The organism is Chitinophaga oryzae (assembly GCF_012516375.2).
Taxonomy (GTDB): domain Bacteria; phylum Bacteroidota; class Bacteroidia; order Chitinophagales; family Chitinophagaceae; genus Chitinophaga; species Chitinophaga oryzae.
Genome location: NZ_CP051204.2, coordinates 774,421 through 791,577 on the forward strand (window position 1 = coordinate 774,421; position 17,157 = coordinate 791,577).

The window sequence follows — 17,157 nt, forward strand, 5'->3', positions numbered from 1 at the left end:
ATGCAACTAATTTTTAAAAATAACCGTGCTTTACTGCTGCTGTTTACTGCCGCCCTGGTGCTTTTACCATCTTTTGCGGGAGCTGCAGGGCTGAGCGATGCCATCTATAAGTACAACGATATCCTCAAGCGAATACTCGATGAAATGCTTCCTTCCTGCGACCGGCTCATTAACGTAGGTCGGGTGATCGGGGGTGTCGGCGCCTTCCTCTACATCAGTGTGCGGGTATGGAAGCACCTGGCACGTGCGGAAGCTATTGATTTCTTTCCGCTGCTACGTCCCTTCGCGCTGGGTATGGCCATTGTGCTGTTCCCGTTCGTGATCAGGATCATGAACGGCGTACTCGAGCCTATCGTAGACGGCACCCGTGAGATGAGCAGCGATGCCCTGACTGCAATCTATATCAATATCGACGAGCAGGAAAAGGCCCTGAAGCAGGACGCACCAGTCGGTGTAGATCAGGCGCCTGCCGATATGGGAAAGTACGAGCAGCCTGATGGCAGTACGGAGGACGGCGTATTCTCCGGCCTTCGCAACGCCTTTTCCTGGTTCAATATCAAAAGCTTTGTAAAGATCTTCGTCCTGGAGATTGTCCAGATCCTGTATACAGCGGTGGGCCTATGCATCAACACCATCAGGACATTTTACCTGATCATCCTAGCCATCATTGGCCCGCTTGTATTTTCGCTTTCTATATTCGATGGTTTCCAGAATTCGCTCTCCAATTGGTTTGCGCGGTATATCAATGTCTCCCTGTGGCTTCCGATCTGCAACATCGTCGGTGGCATCAGCTCAAAAATATTGGTCAACCTATCCACGATGGACCAGGGATTTTTCAGCAGCACCGTGTACATCATCTTCATGATTATATCTATTGTTTGCTACACCACCGTACCCAATGTCGCCGGCTTCATTGTACAGGCCGGAGGGCGGGATACGCTACTGCATAAGATCAACAACATGACCCAGGCCGGAGGCAAGGCCGCCATGGCGGTTATCGGGAAGCTGTAAGGCTGGCATAGAAAACACATTTTATTTACTGAAAACTGCCCCCAATGAAACATTTAGCTCGTAATGTTCAAGCAGTTCCACAATATAGAAACGGCGTTCCGGCATGTCCGGCTGTTCACCTTCGTTCTGATCGCCGCCTGTATGACCATAGTGTGCTTTGTGATCATCGAAAGCTACAAGATGGTCACCAAAGCGCAGGAGCGCATCTATATCCTGGCCAGCGGCAAAGCACTGGAAGCCCTTGCCGGTGAACGGAAGGATAACATTGCCGTCGAAGCCCGGGACCACATTAAAATGTTCCACTTCTACTTCTTTCAACTCGACCCGGACGATAAGCTGATAGCCAGCCATATCGGGCAAGCGCTGTACCTAGCTGACGGCAGCGCCAAGAAGCAGTACGATGACCTTAGCGAAAGCGGCTATTATACCGGCCTTATCAGCGGCAATATCAGCCAGAATGTAACAATGGATTCCATTGTGCTGAACATGGACAGCTATCCTTTTCAATTCCGGTATTTCGGTAAACAGCAGATCATCCGCCCAACGGCTGTCCTGACCCGTAACCTTATAACAGAAGGTTATTTACGCAGCGTCGGACGGTCCGATGCCAATGCGCACGGCTTCCTGATCGAAAGGTGGCGGATCACGGATAATCATGACCTAGAAATCAAAAACCGATGATGATGTGGACCTTCTTTAAAAACAGATCACGCAGCGGGATAGGAGATAGAACGGCGGCTACCATCGCGGCTGCCATCATCCGCGGCCAGCTGCGGCTCTCCGACTGGCTTGCCGCTAAAGACCGTAAGCTCAGGACCAGCCAGCGAAAAATCCTCTTCCTCCTATTCTTCGCTCTTTTTTTCTATTGGGCGGCATGGACAATCGTATCCGTCTTTAGCCCGGACGCTAAAACAATAAAAGCCGAATTGATCCTATTCCACCGTGACAGTACGGGGCATGCGTCCCGGACATACCCCCATAACGCTTCTCACTTACCCATACAACGATAGCAATATGACCACGACCGTACAGCAAAACAAAAGCAGAAAAAGGCTGCTTATCTATCCGCTTCTCTTCTTACCCTTCGCAACGCTGGCCTTCTGGGCGTTGGACGGCGGTAAGGGCGCGGCCCAGACTGCGCCTCAACAACAAGGCCTAAACCACCAGCTTCCACAAGCGCACCTATCAGAGGATCCGCTGGACAAAATGAGCCTTTACCGTAAGGCGGCGGCCGATTCCGCTGCACTCCGGGAAAGGAAGGCGATGGATCCGTTCAATATGGGTACCGCTGACGGCTTGTCTTTCACCATCGACTCCATACCGGCAAGCGACAGTATGCTGCCCGCCGCAGAAGGTCTCAGCCGCAGCACTTGGCGATACGGCCCGGATGCCAATGAACTGAAGGTGACCGAAAGGCTTAAAAAGCTGGAGGATATTATGACAATGCCCCCACAGCCTCCTGTACCCGCAAGCCCCCAGGCTTACCAGCCAACTGCTGATCATGCCAACCTGGACCGGCTCGAACAAATGATGCAGTCCATGACGACCTCGGCCGGCGGAGACCCCGAAATGAAACAGCTGGGACAGATGCTGGAGTCGATCAAGGACATCCAGAACCCTGCCAGGGTGCAGCAACGGCTAAGAGAACAATCGGAAAAAAATCGCGGCAGGGTGTATACCGTCGACCGGCCTGTCCGTCAGACCACTGCCGGCTATTTATCCAACGGGGCATCGGCTGTACTTGGCCGGAAAGTAGACAGTAAGGATGGTATCCCCGTTTACGAGCCACTATCGGAGCGCAACGGCTTTTATGACCTGGAAGATGCGATGGCTTACCGGGAAACGGGACAGACGGCCATCCCTGCCGTCATACACGAAACACAAACCGTTGTCTCCGGGTCCACGGTCAAGATGCGGCTTACGGAAGAGGTGATGGTCAATGGCGTTCTTATCCCACAGGGAACCTTTATTTACGGCAGCTGTGCCATCAGCGGGGAGCGGCTGACAATAGACATCCCCGGCTTAAGGTACGGCAAACGGCTGTTTCCCGTGTCCTTGGCCGCCTTCAGTCTCGACGGCCTGGAGGGGATCAGCATCCCGGGGGCATTGACCAGGGACGCCGCTAAGGAAGGAATGGACAGGACGGTACAGAGCCTGAACCTGATGAGCATGGATCCCTCGATTGCTGCGCAGGCCGCAGGAGCAGGTGTGGAAGTAGCCAAAGGCCTTTTCGGCAAAAAGGTAAAAATGATCCGCGTTACCCTGAAGGCAGGTTTTCCCTTGCTGCTTATGGACGCCAAAGCAAAGCAGGATCTCGAATAAGCCTGTAAAACAACATTACACAACAACACACGATAGAATATGAAACACTTATTGTTTGTTTTTATCTGCTTCCTCGTAGGAATGCACAGCACAGAGGCCCAACAGGACCATGCCATGGATAACGCCCAGCTTCCCACCTTTCCGCTGGACATCACCTGGCACAAAACATCTTTACTCATCTTCCCGCAGCCCATCAGGCATGCAGACCGCGGCGATGCCTATGTGCTGGCCGAAACCGTTAAGGACGCAGATAACATCCTGAAGGTAAAGGCAGGAAAGAAAAACTTTGAAGAAAGCAACTTGCAGGTAGTGACCTGCGATGGGAAGGTGTACAGCTTCACCGTAAGCTACAGAGATCATATTTCCGGCAAGCCGATCGATATGGGCAGGGCCGTGCCTTATGCCCCTGTTACGTTTCCCGGGATCTCGCTCAACAGTAAGCAGATCGAAGACCTTTCCCGCAAAGTGGCGCAGTCTTATGCTTTCCTGCATGGCGGAATGTTCCACCGGTATGGGATCAGGCTGGAAACGCAAGGCATTTATGTCAGGGACGATGTGTTGTTCTTTCAGTTTCGGATAAAAAATGAAACCAATATTCCCTTTGAGCCAGCGACCATCCGGTTTTATATAAGGGACCGCAAACGGGCAAAGCGAACCGCGGTGCAGGATACAGAAGTAACGGCCCTGAAGGTGCTGCAGACCGGCAGTCCGGAGTCGGATAAAGGAAAGACCATCGTCGCTGCCTTTCCCCGCTTTACCATAGCGGAGAACAAATACTTCGGTATCGAGATCATAGAAAAGCAGGGTGACAGAAATCCCACCAACCGCATCAAGCAGAAAAAACTACTCAAGGCCCGGGGCCTTTAAACCCGGTTAATCCGAAATACTATGTTAAACGAAGGCATCACTCCCTATGATAAAACAGTCATGGGGGAAATCAGTAACTGGAAACGGATCGAGGCCACCATCAGGGATCTGTCGGGACCGAAGGTCCTGGAAGAGCGGGAATGGCTGCAACTTCGGCTACAGGAATACGAGCGTATTGTCCGGCAGTTCCGGGGCACCGTATCCACCCGGGATGAAAGGGCATGGCTGATCGTAGCATCTATCGAACGTAAGCGGCTGGAAAAGGCCCTTTATCCTTCTATGATGGCCAGGGTTATCCGCAGGTTCAAAAACGCACTGTTTGAGCGGCTGGATAACGGCAGAAAGCAGGAACAAGGTTTTGATCCTGTATTTAACGATGTGTTATTCCATCAGCGCGATATCACTTCGGGACGGGCACAATCTACCACGCCTGCAGAAAACCAGCAGCAGGATATTTTTATTAAAAAACCAATAGGCCCGGACCTAAGTGGACGGCAGGAAAAGAAAAACGACAATGGCCTGCATATGTAGCTCCGTTCAGGTAGTACCATCAACCCATTTTGACCTTTAAGCGCATAGACCAATGGCAAGCTTCGAACAGCTGAAGGAAAGCCTGTTCCGGTTGGGGTTTAACGACCAGCAGCTGGCACATCTGACAGAGCCCTCCTACCTATATGGTAGGATGCCGCCACTGCTTCTATATACGTCCCGACCCGGAATGGGGCTGATGCGCTGCCGCTTTGAATTTAGCCCGACCGATAAAAAAGGAAGGACCCTTACGGCGTATTTAGGCCTGTTGAACCAAGGCGGAAAGTGGGTAGAAATTTTTGGCCGCATTTTCCCGGAGAACCTTTCCTTGCAGGAGGTCATGTCGAAGCTGAGAATAACCTTTCCCGCAATTATTGAGTTGGGCAAGCCTGCCTGCCGCAACACGGTTACTGCAAGGATAGCCAGACACCACAGGTGCCGCCGGATGTAGACGTGATGCTACTTCTCGTGAAATAATTACCAGCCCCGGTTTTGCTCATTTATTTAAACGAAAAAGAATGGACAACCTGGAAAATCTTAAAGAACAGCTCTACCGCAAAGGTTTCGGTACGGAGCTTAATGCTGAATTGACCGACAGGATCAATTCCGGCGATGCCGAGTTCACCCTCGAGCACTTTGTAACCTTAAAGAACGGCGACCAGATGGGCTACCAGCTTCATTTCGCCCGTGGGGGTAAAGATGATACCGTGTATTTCAATTCCTTTACCGCAGGGCTGCTCAAAAACGTAGACCGGCCCGGCGAGATCAGGGAACATACATTTCCTGCCCGTTTTATGATTACCGCTGCGGAAGCGTACCGGATGCTGAAACACGGCCTGGATGTGGCGGTCAATAAAAATCTTTTCGGTAAGGATGGCGAAAAGTACAACACCTGGCGCTCTATTGATATTACCGGGGAAAAGGATCAGTATAACAACTATCCTGAAAATACCTATCACCAGAATTATTTCGGGGGACAGCCATTCCTTCCGGTCGAGGCGCTGAAGCGATTTAAAACGCCGATAAAGGAACTGAAGTCGACCATAGCTCTCCAGCGCCTTGAAGAAAAGCTGAAAAAGGCCAATATACCCCAGGTACAGTATTTCGAAGGGGGCCAGCAAAAGACCGGGACCATCGTCATCAATCCCAGGGAGCAGGGGGCCATCCTGCGCGATTTGTCCGGTAACGTGGTGGAATCCGTGTCTATTCCGCGGCAGAAGCTTGATAAAAGTAATCAGCAGGCTCCGGCAGCCGCACCCGAGCAGCGGCCGGATGGTGAAAAAAAAAAGCCGCAGAAGATTGAGTGGGGAAAATCAAGATCTAAAGGATTAAAGCCATAGGCAGTCACGGCAATCATTTTTAATTTTTATGTTGATATGGAATTGGAGAAAGATACTGCTTCCATTGCCCCGGGAAGCCGGGCAAATTAAAGCCCTGAGCGTAGAATATAAAGGAAGGACCTAAAATTCCAGAATGGATATGACAACAAGAAAAATCAGACCACCATTGACCTATTATGGCGGCAAGCAGACACTCGCGCCGTGGATCATTTCTATGATACCCGAACATGTCCTTTACGGGGAGCCATTCTGTGGCGGTGCAGCAGTACTGTTTCACAAAGAACCGTCCCGATCGGAAGTCATCAACGATACCAATGGAGAGCTAATCAACTTCTACCGTGTGGCCAAGACACAATTTGCCAGGCTTAATAAGCTGGTACAGGATACCCTTCATAGCCGTGATGCCTTCCGTCAGGCCATGGTGATCAACCAAAACCCGGATATGTTTGACCCGGTAAAAAGAGCCTGGGCTATATGGACGATTGCTGCGATGAGCTTCGCTTCCAAACTGGATGGCCCATTCGGTTTTGACAAGACCAATAACACTACTTCCAAAAGGATCGAGAACAAAAGGATTGCCTTTACCGAGGAGATACCTCAGCGTTTATCCAGGGTTCAAATCGAATGCGCCGACGCCCTCTATGTTATCCAGAGCCGGGATCATGATCAGGCGTTCTTTTACTGCGACCCGCCATATGTCGGTTCCGACTGTGGGCATTATAAAGGCTATACCGATGCTGACTACATGGCACTGCTGCAATCCCTTTCCCGGATCAAGGGCAAATTCTTACTTTCCTCTTACCCGTCCCCGATGCTGGATGAATTTGTACGACAATTCGGATGGCATCAAAGGAAGCGGGCCATGCTGGTTACGGTTAATACAAAAAGCCGGAATCAAAAGGAAAAAACAGAGGTAGTAACGGCCAATTACCCGCTTCCCTGAACGCTTAATTAGACTGATATCAAACTATTTTTATATGAAAACGAAAAACCCGGAAGAGCTGGTGGCCTACCTTAAAGAACTGTGGTTGGATAACAGTATGCTTGAAACCCAGCTGCCAAAGCTGAAAGAAGCCCCACAAGCGGATGTCCACGGCCAATACTTCCCCACGGATACAGAAATGATCCGCTTCAACTATTCCCTTCACAACCTGGGGGAGGGTAAAGGAATCGAGATCTCCTCCTATACAATGCAGGTACATTCATTTTCGGAGATCACCCATGTCAAGGCCGGACATATCAATACGGCTGACGTAGAGGACGTATTACGACTCATTCCCTGGAACCAGGAGGCTATCACCCACAACCCTGGCGTAAAGGTCCTCTTGCAAAGGTTTATGGAGATGCGGGAAAATGAAACGGCCCGGCCGGTAATCGATGAGCTTTTGGGCAGGTACTGGAAAAATACCCAAATGGAACAGGCGGTTTCTTTCCCCATTACCTCCAATGCCGTGGTGAAAGAAATGTCTTTTCCTATTACCGGGCAGATAACAGATATAGACCTACAGGAAGGTTTCAACCTCATACAGGGCAGGGCTGTGCTGAAGCCGGTGCTGGATGAAATGGGCATCGTTTTATCTCCTTTACAATCCCAGTGGCTGATGGAGGAAGGTGGCGCTTTAGCTGCCTATCCGGATTTTGATTTTCGCCGCTGCTTTTACGATCTTCCGGCAACAGTTAGGCCGGTGCTAAAAAGAGATTATATGGAGAAGGCAATTTCGGGCCACCTTATCCCGGCTCATATGGAAAACAAGGGCGAAAATATGCCCGGCTTTCTTTGGATAGACCCGAGGATCGCCGGATTACGTTTCACAGATTTGAAAGGGACTGCCTTTGACGTACCTAAACCAGTTGCAAAAAAGCAGCAATCTACAGTAAAGGCGCCACCAATAAAGTCCAAAGCCAAGGTAGACAAAAAGAAAACAACAGGTATCAAGCGGTGATGGATCACACCAGATTCTTAAGCCTGAATTATAGTTCTAAAAACAACGTGGTAACGGATTGTAATCCTCCCCTTGAAACCATATATAGTCCTACAAAATTTTAGGTTATGGCTGATTTAAAAAAACGCGTGTTATCCTTCGTTTCAGGAAAGAAGATAAAACTATTCGGAATTTGTATCGGCATTAGTCCGTCCCTTGAAATCGGTGAGTGTTACGTACCCAATGTTTTTTCCTTGGAAAATTGGCCTGGAAAAGAAAAACCATCTGCCGTAAACAATCCCAATAACCTGACGGCTGATGAGCTGATGGAACTTGCCGACTATAACATCCGTCTGTGGGTGGAGTTAAAGGAAAATATACGCAAGCATGGGATAGAAAACAATAAGATTTTTAATTGCAATCACAGCTGACAGTCTTCAACCATAATAGTTTGCTTATCGCTAACCAATGTTTCTGTTTATGAATAATGATGACGTCAGAGTATCACAATCTGGATTGAATCCAGAGAAAATAAACAACAATTCTATATCTGAACATGCCCTCCTCTGTTTAGTCGCTGCAATTATTGTGGAGATAATCAATAAGGAGACTTATGGACGAAGCGATAGGCTATATTAGAAAAAGCACCAAAGATCAATCCCATTACTCCTTAGAATACCAGGAGGAGCATATAAGAGCATTTTGTGAGCGAAACAAAGTGGGACTGAAAGCACTCTTTGTAGACGATGGTGAAAGTAGCTATACATTCGACAGGCCTGATTACAAAGCGCTGGAAAAATTCATTGTAGAACACAAAAAGACTGTCCGTTACCTGATTGTTCTGGATCACGATAGGTTCAGCCGGAATCTGCCGGAAGCCTTAATGAAGATTGATCAGTTGGAGAAGAGATTTAATCTGAAGGTGATTGCTACGAACGAGTCCCTTGATATAGATACGAACGATCCTATGGTATTTATGTCACGGGCATTTAAATACCTTGTCGCCAATCAGGAATTATTTACTATTCGGAGACGGGCAAAAATGGGCATTCGGCAAGCGCAAATGCAGGGACGATATGTGAACCAGGCGCCTTTTGGCTATGTGAATGAAAAACGGTCCAATGGAAGGGGGATTATCCAGGTTGATAAAACGAACGCCCATATTGTCAAAAAAATATTCAGAGATTATTTAAGTGGTATACCTGTTTATTTGATCTATAAAGAAGTGCTTTCGCTGGGTTTCCCACAAAGGGGTAACTCTTCCATTCCCCGTATTTTAAGTAATCCACTGTATGCTGGCCTTGTTCGCGTTAATGCCAGCAATACGGAGGAGGAGCGGTTTGTCAAAGGTCTCCATGAACCTATTATCCCTGAAGAACAATTCTGGAGGGCTTATGAAATGATCCAGAAAAAGCGCCCTCAGAAATCTCAACCCAAAGATGAGTTCCCCTTAAGAGGTTTACTGCACAGCTCCTGCTGTGGCACTCCCATGACCGCTGGATGGACAAAAGGCAGAAACAAGTATTACCTGTATTACCGCTGTATCAAACATGGAAATATTAATATCCCCGGCGACCTTTTACACGAAAAATTTGGGCAATTGCTACGAGGCCTTAGCTTTACCAAGCAGCAGAAAGATCTTATCAAAAAAATGGTCGAGGAGGGTGTATCACATATTGCTGTTGTCAATAAAAAGCGACTTGATACTTCAAAACAGGCACTTGAAAAGTTAGAGGAACAATTAACAAAGACCGAGGCTAAATTTATTAATGACGAAATTAACGCTGCCACCTATAAAAAATGGCAAGCAAAGTTTGCCACGGATAGAATGCGATTAACAGCAGAGATAAAAGAGTTGCAGGGGATTGGACGTGAACAAGTGTCTGACATGATGAAATTTCTTCCTGATCTCCTGGATTTGCAGGCGATCTTTGAGCGTTCAAGTGTTAGCCAGAAACATGCACTTATCAGGGAAATTTTTTCAGGAAAGTTAATTTTTGAAAAAGGTTATTTTAAGGTCAAAACGATTAACCCGGCATTTGGTCACAATTTATCAAGATTAAAGGAGGATAGGGTGCTCGAGGTCGAGCACCCTCCTAATATCTGGGATACGCGATCAATAAGTAATTCAGATAAAGCAAATATCCTTGGACACCTCCAAGGAATTTTTGCGCTTTTGAATAAAAATCGTACCTCAGTAAAGCATAGTAAAAAGCTATAGATATGGGAACAATACTTCATTTCATAAATGTTGATCCCCAATTATGCCATGAATCTTTGCTGAGAATTAACAATACTGTCTTTGTCTAAAATCTGCTCCGATTAATTATCATTATCCTTTTCTTCATTATTATTATATGGGTGGAAGGAGTCTAATAGGCCTGAAGGGAGAATTTGTATACGATAATAATGCCCATCATAATATGCAGCTCTTTTACCCATTCTTATGAATTCCTTGGTAGGATTATTTTTAAAGTGATCTTGAATTGCATCCGCTTCAGTTTCAATCACCGCTTTTATTAAACGAATAATATCCTCGTACTTATATTGAAATACGGTTTTGCCTTCATATTGACCTCCTACCTGTGTCTCTGTTACATGTCTTGCATAAATATGTAAAAAGCGTTCTAAGTTTAAGTAAACCAGCTTTTCTCCGAACAAAATTATTTCTTCAGAAAATCCGTGGCATATGTCTTTTAGATTGCTTAATTTATCTCCGTAATTTTCTGCGATTTCAGTTAATTTTAGGTTGGACCGTTTTAGTTCCTCATGGATTAGCTCCTCCCGCTCATTATATCTACTAACAATGATCCCTGCAAACTCCTTCATTTCTTCTTCGTTAATTGTTAGTGCATTCATTTTAGCATTAAGGGAAAAGTATCGAACCTCACTACTTTTATGCACCAGATCTTTGTAGGGTGGTTGGCTAATGTCAAGGCCAAAATGACTTCTTAATCCAAGAAATTTATTGACCTCCTCGGGAGATAAGGTTTCACCAAGAGAATATCTTTTCTCAAGAAAGCCATATTCCAACCGGTTGAGCTGATCGCGACGAGCATTTATGGCGACGTTGTGTGTTATTGAAATTTCCTTTTTGTTTTTCTCCGTGAATCTGTTTGTTCGAGGCCAATTATAAGAAGAGACTTCAATAATCTCACTACATAGAATTCCATATCGCTCGGCTTGTTCAAATTGGAGTTGGGTCACCTCCATTGCATGTGAAGGAAGTATGCGTATCTTCTTGTCTGTTCTCGGAATTGGATTTTCTTTAAGGCTTATTTCAAGTGCGTCACGTTCTTGTTGGGTGTATACAATAGTCCCCATTAAAGTCGCGCCAAAAATCTTAAATGCATTTGATCCATATTTAAAGGTTATGAGAATGTTGGTGTCATATTGACCATACATTGCGTAAAGCTCTTCGTTGGAAAAATTCATAGTACTTTTTATTTTCTCGATAATAGGTTATAAAAAGGGATCAAACATTTGATAAGTACGATTCTCATCATCCTTATAACCTTTTCTGCATTTACAACGTAGACTGCAATCTCGTCTTTCGATAGGAATGTTCAATCCGCTTTCTGACATTGCAGCCCGAAGGCCCCCATAGGCCATACTATATAAATCTACGCCGTCTTCATTTCTTAGTTTAGGATCATCAAGAACTATTCTGGTTAAAAAACGTCCAAAAGGTAATTCGCCTCCGCAGTGTCTGAATACAAGCATTTGTCCAAAGTCTCCTTTAATAAATTCTTCAGACAACTCGTGCTTATTTTGAAACCATCTATTTCCTTCGCTTTTTCCAGCCCAATACATCGGATTGCATTTTGTGACCCATATTTTCCCTGTATTTGTCTTAGGAATTAGGTCGACGTCAAAGACAAAGGTGACCGGCCCATATTCGTTATACCGACTAGCCCTGTTATGAATGTCTACTGTATCCATGAAAACATCATACCAAATGCTATATACTCTATCTTGGCTGTCGGATTTCTGGGGAGTTTGTTTCAAACCGCTTCTTTCTACAGTACCTCGGGAGAGGAGAGATTTTTCACGTAAGAACAGGCATGAGGTAGCGACACTGTTTGCGTGATGGAGTTCTGTGACATGAAGAGCTTTTAATTCTTCATAAACGTGTTTGGAGGGAAGTCCGGCCATAAATTGGTATTTTTTGCACTAAATTATAACTGACCACTCTTCTACTACATGGACTCTTTAAATATATATAAAATTTCAGGCATCACCAAAGCAGTAAGGCAACTGCAATAATCGTTAGAATTATGGAATTAGAATTGGGACCAAATTGAAAGATTGTCCGAGCAGAAGTTAATAGACCACATCTTAAGAGTAAATCTAAAAGGGCTTTGAATATTTAAACTCAAATATGCTAGAGGAGGGGATGGTAAATAACTGTGGCTATTGTTATTTAAGTTCAGTCCAGCCGGTTCAAAGTAAAAACTGCCTATTGTAAATGGTCACTTTGAACCAAATGAGAAAGAATGGAGGGGTTGATAATGCATTGATATACAAAACGTTAAAGGCGCTCATATTTGAGCGCCTTTTGTTTGAGTCATTGGACTCCCGTATTGCGGAGAAGAAGGGATTCGAACCCTTGATAGGCTTTCACCTATACACACTTTCCAGGCGTGCCAGTTCAACCACTCCTGCACTTCTCCGTGATTATCTTTGAAACGTTACTGAAGGGGTTGAGTCTTCCGTTTCAGGGTTGCAAAGATAATCCTTTACTTTTATTTTCCAAGTTTTTTTTAGGCTTTATCGTAGAGCTTCCAGATGAAGCCACCGATAAGCCCGCCAACAACAGGACCTACGATGAATATCCAGAGGTGCGCCAGTGCATCGCCGCCAACGAAGAGGGCTGGTCCGATGCTACGGGCGGGGTTTACGGATACGCCGGTGATGGGAATACCCACGATGTGGATCATGGTCAGGGAGAGACCGATGGCCACGCCGGCGAGAGCGCCGTTACCATTGTTTTTGCTGGTGGCGCCATGGATCACTACCAGGAAAATAGCGGTGAATACGATCTCGAAGATCAGCCCGCTGGTAACGTTGTAGTGGTCCTGATAGGCGTCGCCGATGCCGTTTTGCCCCAGCCCGTTAGCGGCAAGGGTGTATTCGGCCCTGCCGGAAGCCATGCAGTACAGGATACCTGCAGCGGCAATGGCGCCCAGTATCTGCGCTACAATGTAGGCGCCGGCGTCCTTACCGGAGATCTTGCCGGTAGCCAGCATGGAAATGGTAATAGCCGGGTTGATGTGACAACCGGAGATATGCCCGATGGCATATACCATGGTAAGCACTGACAGACCGAAGGCAAAAGAAATGCCCAGAAGACCTACGTGACTGCCGGCGATAACGGCGCTGCCGCAACCGATCAGTACCAGCACCAGTGTGCCGAAGAATTCTGCGATGAACTTTTGCGTTAACGAAACATTCATACTTTGGAGTTTTGTGGTGATAGAAAGCGCTAACCAGGTAAGGGATGGAATAGGCTTGATAATTAAATATAATAAAATATTTGCAATAAAAAAGCAGAAAGTATACTGTTTCAATACTTTCTGCTTTAAGTCTCTTTTATATTCGTATTAATATACCTCTATCGGAGTCAGCTCGCCACGGAGCGAGGTTTCTATCATTTTTCTGCTTTCTTCCCTGGAAAGCCCCTGCCCCAATACAAACATCAGTTTGGTCACGGCTGCTTCAAAGGTCATGTCATGGCCGCTAACCACGCCGGCTTCCACCAGGTGCTGGCTCGTTTCATATTTACCCAGCTCCACGGAACCACCGTCGCACTGCGTGATGTCCACCACGATAGCGCCGTTACTGATCACTTTTTTGATGCTTTCGATAAACCAGGGCTGTGTGTTGGTATTACCGCTGCCGAAAGTCTCCATGATCACGCCTTTCAGGCCGGGAACACTGAGAATGGCTTCCACGGCGCTGCGGGTAATGCCGGGGAACAGCTTCAGTACGGTAATATTGGTCTCCAGCTCCTTGTGTACCTTCAGCGGCGCCGCCGGCGTAGGCAGTATAAATTGCTGTTTGTATTTGATGTCGATGCCTGCTTCCGCCAGCTGCGGGTAGTTCATGGTATAAAACGCTTCAAATTTTTCGGCGTTGTACTTTTTGGAACGGTTGCCGCGAAACAGCGAGAAGTCGAAGTAAATACATACTTCCGGCACCATCGAAGCCTGGCTGCCGTTGTTGTGCCGCGAACAGGCTATCTCCATAGCGGTGATAATATTCTCTTTGGCATCGGTACGGATTTTACCGATGGGTAGCTGTGAGCCGGTAAGGATAACGGGTTTGGACAGGTTCTCCAGCATAAAGCTCAGGGCGGAGGCGGTAAATGCCATGGTGTCTGAGCCGTGGAGTATCACAAATCCATCGTAACGGTCGTAACGGTCTTCAATGATACTGGCCAGTTCTACCCATATTTCCGGTTGCATGTCGGAGGAGTCTATCGGCGGGTTGAATGCATACACATAGAAATCGATACCCATCCGGTATAGTTCCGGTAAATTGTTCCTTATTTCATTGAAGCCGATCGGGCGGAGTGCTTTGGTTTTGTCATCGTAGATCATGCCTACTGTGCCGCCCGTGTAGATTATCAGAATTTTACTCATTGTCTAACTGCCAGTTGCCTGCAAAGGTACCCTCTAAACAGTTAGAGCGTTTTGAATAATTTCCGGGCATTGCTGCTGGTAATAGCGGCTACTTCTTCTATTTTTAGATTTTTTATATCTGCCACCTTTTCGCCGATCAGCGGGATATAGGCACTTTCGTTCCGTTTGCCGCGGTAAGGCACCGGTGCAAGGTAAGGCGCGTCTGTTTCCAGTACAAGGTGCTCCAGGTCAATGTTAGCCACTATCTGGTCGAGCCCCGATTTCTTAAAAGTGACCACCCCGCCGATACCCAGGTAAAATCCCAGGTCGATGATCTCCTTCGCTTCTTCCAGCGTGCCGGAGAAACAATGGAATACCCCGCTGAGGCTACCGTCCTGTAACTTTTTTACTTCGTTTATGCATTCCCGTGTGGCCTCCCGGCTATGGATAGACACTGGCAGCTTGTACTGCCGGGCCAGCTGGAGCTGCTCTTTGAAGGCCAGGTACTGCTGGTCCAGCAATGATTTGTCCCAGTAAAAATCCAGCCCTATCTCACCGATAGCCCGGAAGGAACGGTGTATCAGCCAGTCTTTGATCAGCCGTAGTTGGTTCTCTACGTCCGGCTTCACATAACAGGGGTGCAGCCCCATCATGGCAAAACAGTTTTTGGGATACGCCGCTTCCAGCTTCAGCATGGCGGTGATAGAGGATTCATCTATATTCGGAAGCAGCAGCGTCGTTACCCCCGCGTCCAGGGCTCGCTTCACCATCTCCTGCTGGTCGGTCAGAAATTCATCCGAATACAAATGGGCGTGCGTATCGATCCAAGACATGATAAAAATATTTATTAAATTTTTATTTTTTATAATATTTAATAGGTACCTTAGTTACGCAAAGGTAAATCCTGAAAAACCTAATTTAAAAAAACTATACCATGAAAAGCTATTTCAGTACAAATCGTGTGCTGGCTGTTACCATCGCCGCCGTAGGCGTGGCAACCCTTTTCTTCGCCTGTAAAAAAGAAGTGACGACCGATACGGCGTCCAATAACGAAAACGATAACAACACCCTGGTAGTAGCTTCTCACGAAGCGCAGGCGCAGGGCATCTATGGCGATCTGTTTGAAACGGCCGCTATCGCGGCGGTGGACCAGAACGTGGCCGGCAACGTCCGTAAGGCTGACTATGAAGACTACGCCAACGTGACGGCGTGCCCCTCCATCCTCATCAGCAGCGCCGATCCCAACGTATGGCCCAAAAAAATCACCATCGACTATGGAGACGCCTGCCGCGATAACTATGGCATCACCCGCAGCGGTAAAATGTATATTACCCTTACCGGCCTGCTGTTTAATAACAATACGCATATCGACATCCAGCTTGACGGCTATAAATACAACGGCATCCCGGTTGCCGGTAAAAATTCTATCTCCGGCATCAGCTATAACGCCACTACCGGCATACAATACACCACCGAAATCACCGGTGGCCGCATCAGCTACAGCGACACGCTGATCGTAGGTTATACCAGCAAAAAAACGGTGAAACAAACCGCCGGCGCCGGTACCCCTACTCCGAACGACAATGTGTACAGCATTGAAGGGAACGCTTCCATCAACTACGAAAAAGGCGGTCCTGCCGGCAACGCTACCATCGCCTCCCAGACACCGCTCCTAAAAGCCAACGCCTGCAAATGGGTTAGCCAGGGAAAAGCGTTGGTAGCCTATGGCAGCCTGTCTGCAACGATCGATTACGGCAACGGCGTATGTGATGATAAAGCAACCATCACCATCAACGGGGATAAAGTAAGGGAAGTGACTTTAAAATAATGACGTTCGTGCAATATATCGTCGCCCGGGGCTTACAGCTCCGGGCTTTTTTTGTCAATGAATGGCGGCCATGTGGTACCCCTGCTTCTTACAGAACTCCAGCACCCGCGGCAGCGCATAAGACATACGGTCCCACGCTTTGGTGCTGTCATGAAACACTACGATAGACCCGGGCTTCATCTTAAACACCACATTCTGCACACAGGCTTCCCCATCTATCGCCTGGTCAAAATCCGCACTCAGCACATCCCACATAATGATTTTGGTGCCGGGAACGGTCCGCTGCAACTGCTTCACCTGGAAAGGCGTGATCCTGCCGTAGGGCGGCCGGAACAGCGGTGAGGCGATGTATTTGCGGGCCTCGAGGATATTTTCGATATACTTGTCGGTACTCGTCTTCCAGCCGTTCAAATGATTATGGGTGTGATTGCCGGTACTATGCCCCGCTTCAAGGATCTGCTGGTAAATACCGGGATGCTCCACCACATTTTTTCCGATGCAGAAAAAAGTACCCTTGGCATCATATTTTTTCAGCTGCTCAAGGATAAACGGCGTGGCTTCCGGATGGGGGCCGTCGTCGAAGGTCAGATATACCGTGTTGTTGGCCGGAGAAAGGTCCCAGATGCAGCTTTTGTACAAAGCCTTCAGGATGCCGGGTGTTTTGGTAAGATAGAACAAGCGCTTTGACTTTTAGCGGTGAGCTGATGACCGCAAGA

The 17,157-nt window shown here is 47.4% G+C and carries 19 protein-coding genes and 1 tRNA gene; 13 read left to right on the top strand and 7 right to left on the bottom strand.

Going from position 1 to position 17,157, the window contains the following annotated elements; all coding sequences use genetic code 11:
* The 12 genes from HF324_RS03225 to HF324_RS03280 all read left to right on the top strand — a co-directional run bounded on the left by HF324_RS03225 (window position 1) and on the right by HF324_RS03280 (window position 10,211).
* Entirely contained in the window at window positions 1-1,011 is a 1,011-nt protein-coding gene (locus HF324_RS03225; RefSeq protein WP_168809462.1) for a TraJ family protein, read from the top strand.
* A 63-nt stretch (window positions 1,012-1,074) separates the two neighbouring features.
* Window positions 1,075-1,692, top strand: coding sequence for a conjugative transposon protein TraK (traK, locus tag HF324_RS03230; protein ID WP_168809464.1), 618 nt, complete (start codon window positions 1,075-1,077; stop codon window positions 1,690-1,692).
* Window positions 1,689-2,021 carry a hypothetical protein gene (locus HF324_RS03235; protein WP_168809466.1) on the top strand — a complete coding sequence of 111 codons (333 nt, stop codon included), beginning with the start codon at window positions 1,689-1,691 and terminating at the stop codon, window positions 2,019-2,021. Before traK ends, HF324_RS03235 begins: the two co-directional genes overlap by 4 nt.
* Window positions 2,022-2,025: 4 nt before the next feature.
* Window positions 2,026-3,333: a conjugative transposon protein TraM gene (traM, locus tag HF324_RS03240; protein ID WP_168809468.1), complete on the top strand. Its 1,308-nt coding sequence runs from the start codon at window positions 2,026-2,028 to the stop codon at window positions 3,331-3,333.
* A 39-nt stretch (window positions 3,334-3,372) separates the two neighbouring features.
* Window positions 3,373-4,200: a conjugative transposon protein TraN gene (traN, locus tag HF324_RS03245; RefSeq protein WP_168809470.1), complete on the top strand. Its 828-nt coding sequence runs from the start codon at window positions 3,373-3,375 to the stop codon at window positions 4,198-4,200.
* A 21-nt stretch (window positions 4,201-4,221) separates the two neighbouring features.
* Window positions 4,222-4,731 (top strand): hypothetical protein, encoded by a 510-nt coding sequence (locus HF324_RS03250; protein ID WP_168809472.1) that lies wholly within the window; start codon window positions 4,222-4,224, stop codon window positions 4,729-4,731.
* 52 nt (window positions 4,732-4,783) lie between these two features.
* Entirely contained in the window at window positions 4,784-5,179 is a 396-nt protein-coding gene (locus tag HF324_RS03255) for a hypothetical protein (protein ID WP_168809474.1), read from the top strand.
* Window positions 5,180-5,246: 67 nt separating this feature from the next.
* On the top strand, window positions 5,247-6,068 hold the full coding sequence (locus HF324_RS03260; RefSeq protein WP_168809476.1) for a hypothetical protein: 822 nt from the start codon (window positions 5,247-5,249) through the stop codon (window positions 6,066-6,068).
* A 139-nt stretch (window positions 6,069-6,207) separates the two neighbouring features.
* On the top strand, window positions 6,208-7,011 hold the full coding sequence (locus tag HF324_RS03265) for a DNA adenine methylase (RefSeq protein WP_168809478.1): 804 nt from the start codon (window positions 6,208-6,210) through the stop codon (window positions 7,009-7,011).
* 34 nt (window positions 7,012-7,045) lie between these two features.
* Window positions 7,046-8,011, top strand: a complete 966-nt coding sequence (locus HF324_RS03270; protein ID WP_168809480.1) for a hypothetical protein — start codon at window positions 7,046-7,048, stop codon at window positions 8,009-8,011.
* 107 nt (window positions 8,012-8,118) lie between these two features.
* Window positions 8,119-8,421: a hypothetical protein gene (locus HF324_RS03275; protein ID WP_168809482.1), complete on the top strand. Its 303-nt coding sequence runs from the start codon at window positions 8,119-8,121 to the stop codon at window positions 8,419-8,421.
* Between the two features lie 182 nt (window positions 8,422-8,603).
* Window positions 8,604-10,211: a recombinase family protein gene (locus HF324_RS03280; RefSeq protein WP_168809484.1), complete on the top strand. Its 1,608-nt coding sequence runs from the start codon at window positions 8,604-8,606 to the stop codon at window positions 10,209-10,211.
* A 101-nt stretch (window positions 10,212-10,312) separates the two neighbouring features.
* On the opposite strand, the gene HF324_RS03285 is transcribed toward HF324_RS03280, so the two are convergent.
* The 6 genes from HF324_RS03285 to HF324_RS03310 all read right to left on the bottom strand — a co-directional run bounded on the left by HF324_RS03285 (window position 10,313) and on the right by HF324_RS03310 (window position 15,446).
* Window positions 10,313-11,425 carry a hypothetical protein gene (locus tag HF324_RS03285; protein ID WP_168809486.1) on the bottom strand — a complete coding sequence of 371 codons (1,113 nt, stop codon included), beginning with the start codon at window positions 11,423-11,425 and terminating at the stop codon, window positions 10,313-10,315.
* Between the two features lie 27 nt (window positions 11,426-11,452).
* A complete protein-coding gene (locus HF324_RS03290; protein WP_168809488.1) occupies window positions 11,453-12,145 on the bottom strand; it encodes a hypothetical protein in 693 nt (230 codons plus the stop codon).
* Between the two features lie 431 nt (window positions 12,146-12,576).
* Window positions 12,577-12,663, bottom strand: a tRNA-Ser gene (locus HF324_RS03295).
* A gap of 90 nt (window positions 12,664-12,753) precedes the next feature.
* Entirely contained in the window at window positions 12,754-13,446 is a 693-nt protein-coding gene (gene aqpZ / locus HF324_RS03300; protein ID WP_168809490.1) for an aquaporin Z, read from the bottom strand.
* A 147-nt stretch (window positions 13,447-13,593) separates the two neighbouring features.
* The gene (locus HF324_RS03305; RefSeq protein ID WP_168809492.1) at window positions 13,594-14,634 is read right to left on the bottom strand and encodes an asparaginase; all 1,041 of its coding nucleotides are present in this window, start codon (window positions 14,632-14,634) and stop codon (window positions 13,594-13,596) included.
* A gap of 41 nt (window positions 14,635-14,675) precedes the next feature.
* Window positions 14,676-15,446, bottom strand: a complete 771-nt coding sequence (locus tag HF324_RS03310; RefSeq protein ID WP_168809494.1) for a TatD family hydrolase — start codon at window positions 15,444-15,446, stop codon at window positions 14,676-14,678.
* 101 nt (window positions 15,447-15,547) lie between these two features.
* Between HF324_RS03310 and HF324_RS03315 the strand changes: the two genes are divergently transcribed.
* A complete protein-coding gene (locus HF324_RS03315; RefSeq protein WP_168861896.1) occupies window positions 15,548-16,441 on the top strand; it encodes a hypothetical protein in 894 nt (297 codons plus the stop codon).
* A 54-nt stretch (window positions 16,442-16,495) separates the two neighbouring features.
* Here the strand turns inward: HF324_RS03315 and HF324_RS03320 are convergent, their stop codons facing one another.
* Window positions 16,496-17,119: a polysaccharide deacetylase family protein gene (locus HF324_RS03320; protein WP_168809498.1), complete on the bottom strand. Its 624-nt coding sequence runs from the start codon at window positions 17,117-17,119 to the stop codon at window positions 16,496-16,498.
* Window positions 17,120-17,157 lie beyond the last annotated feature (38 nt).

Bases quoted from the DNA above. Each gene is read 5' to 3' on its own strand.
- HF324_RS03225 (WP_168809462.1), top strand. From the start codon at position 1: ATGCAACTAATTTTTAAAAATAACCGTGCTTTACTGCTGCTGTTTACT.
- traK (WP_168809464.1), top strand. From the start codon at position 1,075: ATGTTCAAGCAGTTCCACAATATAGAAACGGCGTTCCGGCATGTCCGG.
- HF324_RS03235 (WP_168809466.1), top strand. From the start codon at position 1,689: ATGATGATGTGGACCTTCTTTAAAAACAGATCACGCAGCGGGATAGGA.
- traM (WP_168809468.1), top strand. From the start codon at position 2,026: ATGACCACGACCGTACAGCAAAACAAAAGCAGAAAAAGGCTGCTTATC.
- traN (WP_168809470.1), top strand. From the start codon at position 3,373: ATGAAACACTTATTGTTTGTTTTTATCTGCTTCCTCGTAGGAATGCAC.
- HF324_RS03250 (WP_168809472.1), top strand. From the start codon at position 4,222: ATGTTAAACGAAGGCATCACTCCCTATGATAAAACAGTCATGGGGGAA.
- HF324_RS03255 (WP_168809474.1), top strand. From the start codon at position 4,784: ATGGCAAGCTTCGAACAGCTGAAGGAAAGCCTGTTCCGGTTGGGGTTT.
- HF324_RS03260 (WP_168809476.1), top strand. From the start codon at position 5,247: ATGGACAACCTGGAAAATCTTAAAGAACAGCTCTACCGCAAAGGTTTC.
- HF324_RS03265 (WP_168809478.1), top strand. From the start codon at position 6,208: ATGACAACAAGAAAAATCAGACCACCATTGACCTATTATGGCGGCAAG.
- HF324_RS03270 (WP_168809480.1), top strand. From the start codon at position 7,046: ATGAAAACGAAAAACCCGGAAGAGCTGGTGGCCTACCTTAAAGAACTG.
- HF324_RS03275 (WP_168809482.1), top strand. From the start codon at position 8,119: ATGGCTGATTTAAAAAAACGCGTGTTATCCTTCGTTTCAGGAAAGAAG.
- HF324_RS03280 (WP_168809484.1), top strand. From the start codon at position 8,604: ATGGACGAAGCGATAGGCTATATTAGAAAAAGCACCAAAGATCAATCC.
- HF324_RS03285 (WP_168809486.1), bottom strand. From the start codon at position 11,425: ATGAATTTTTCCAACGAAGAGCTTTACGCAATGTATGGTCAATATGAC.
- HF324_RS03290 (WP_168809488.1), bottom strand. From the start codon at position 12,145: ATGGCCGGACTTCCCTCCAAACACGTTTATGAAGAATTAAAAGCTCTT.
- aqpZ (WP_168809490.1), bottom strand. From the start codon at position 13,446: ATGAATGTTTCGTTAACGCAAAAGTTCATCGCAGAATTCTTCGGCACA.
- HF324_RS03305 (WP_168809492.1), bottom strand. From the start codon at position 14,634: ATGAGTAAAATTCTGATAATCTACACGGGCGGCACAGTAGGCATGATC.
- HF324_RS03310 (WP_168809494.1), bottom strand. From the start codon at position 15,446: ATGTCTTGGATCGATACGCACGCCCATTTGTATTCGGATGAATTTCTG.
- HF324_RS03315 (WP_168861896.1), top strand. From the start codon at position 15,548: ATGAAAAGCTATTTCAGTACAAATCGTGTGCTGGCTGTTACCATCGCC.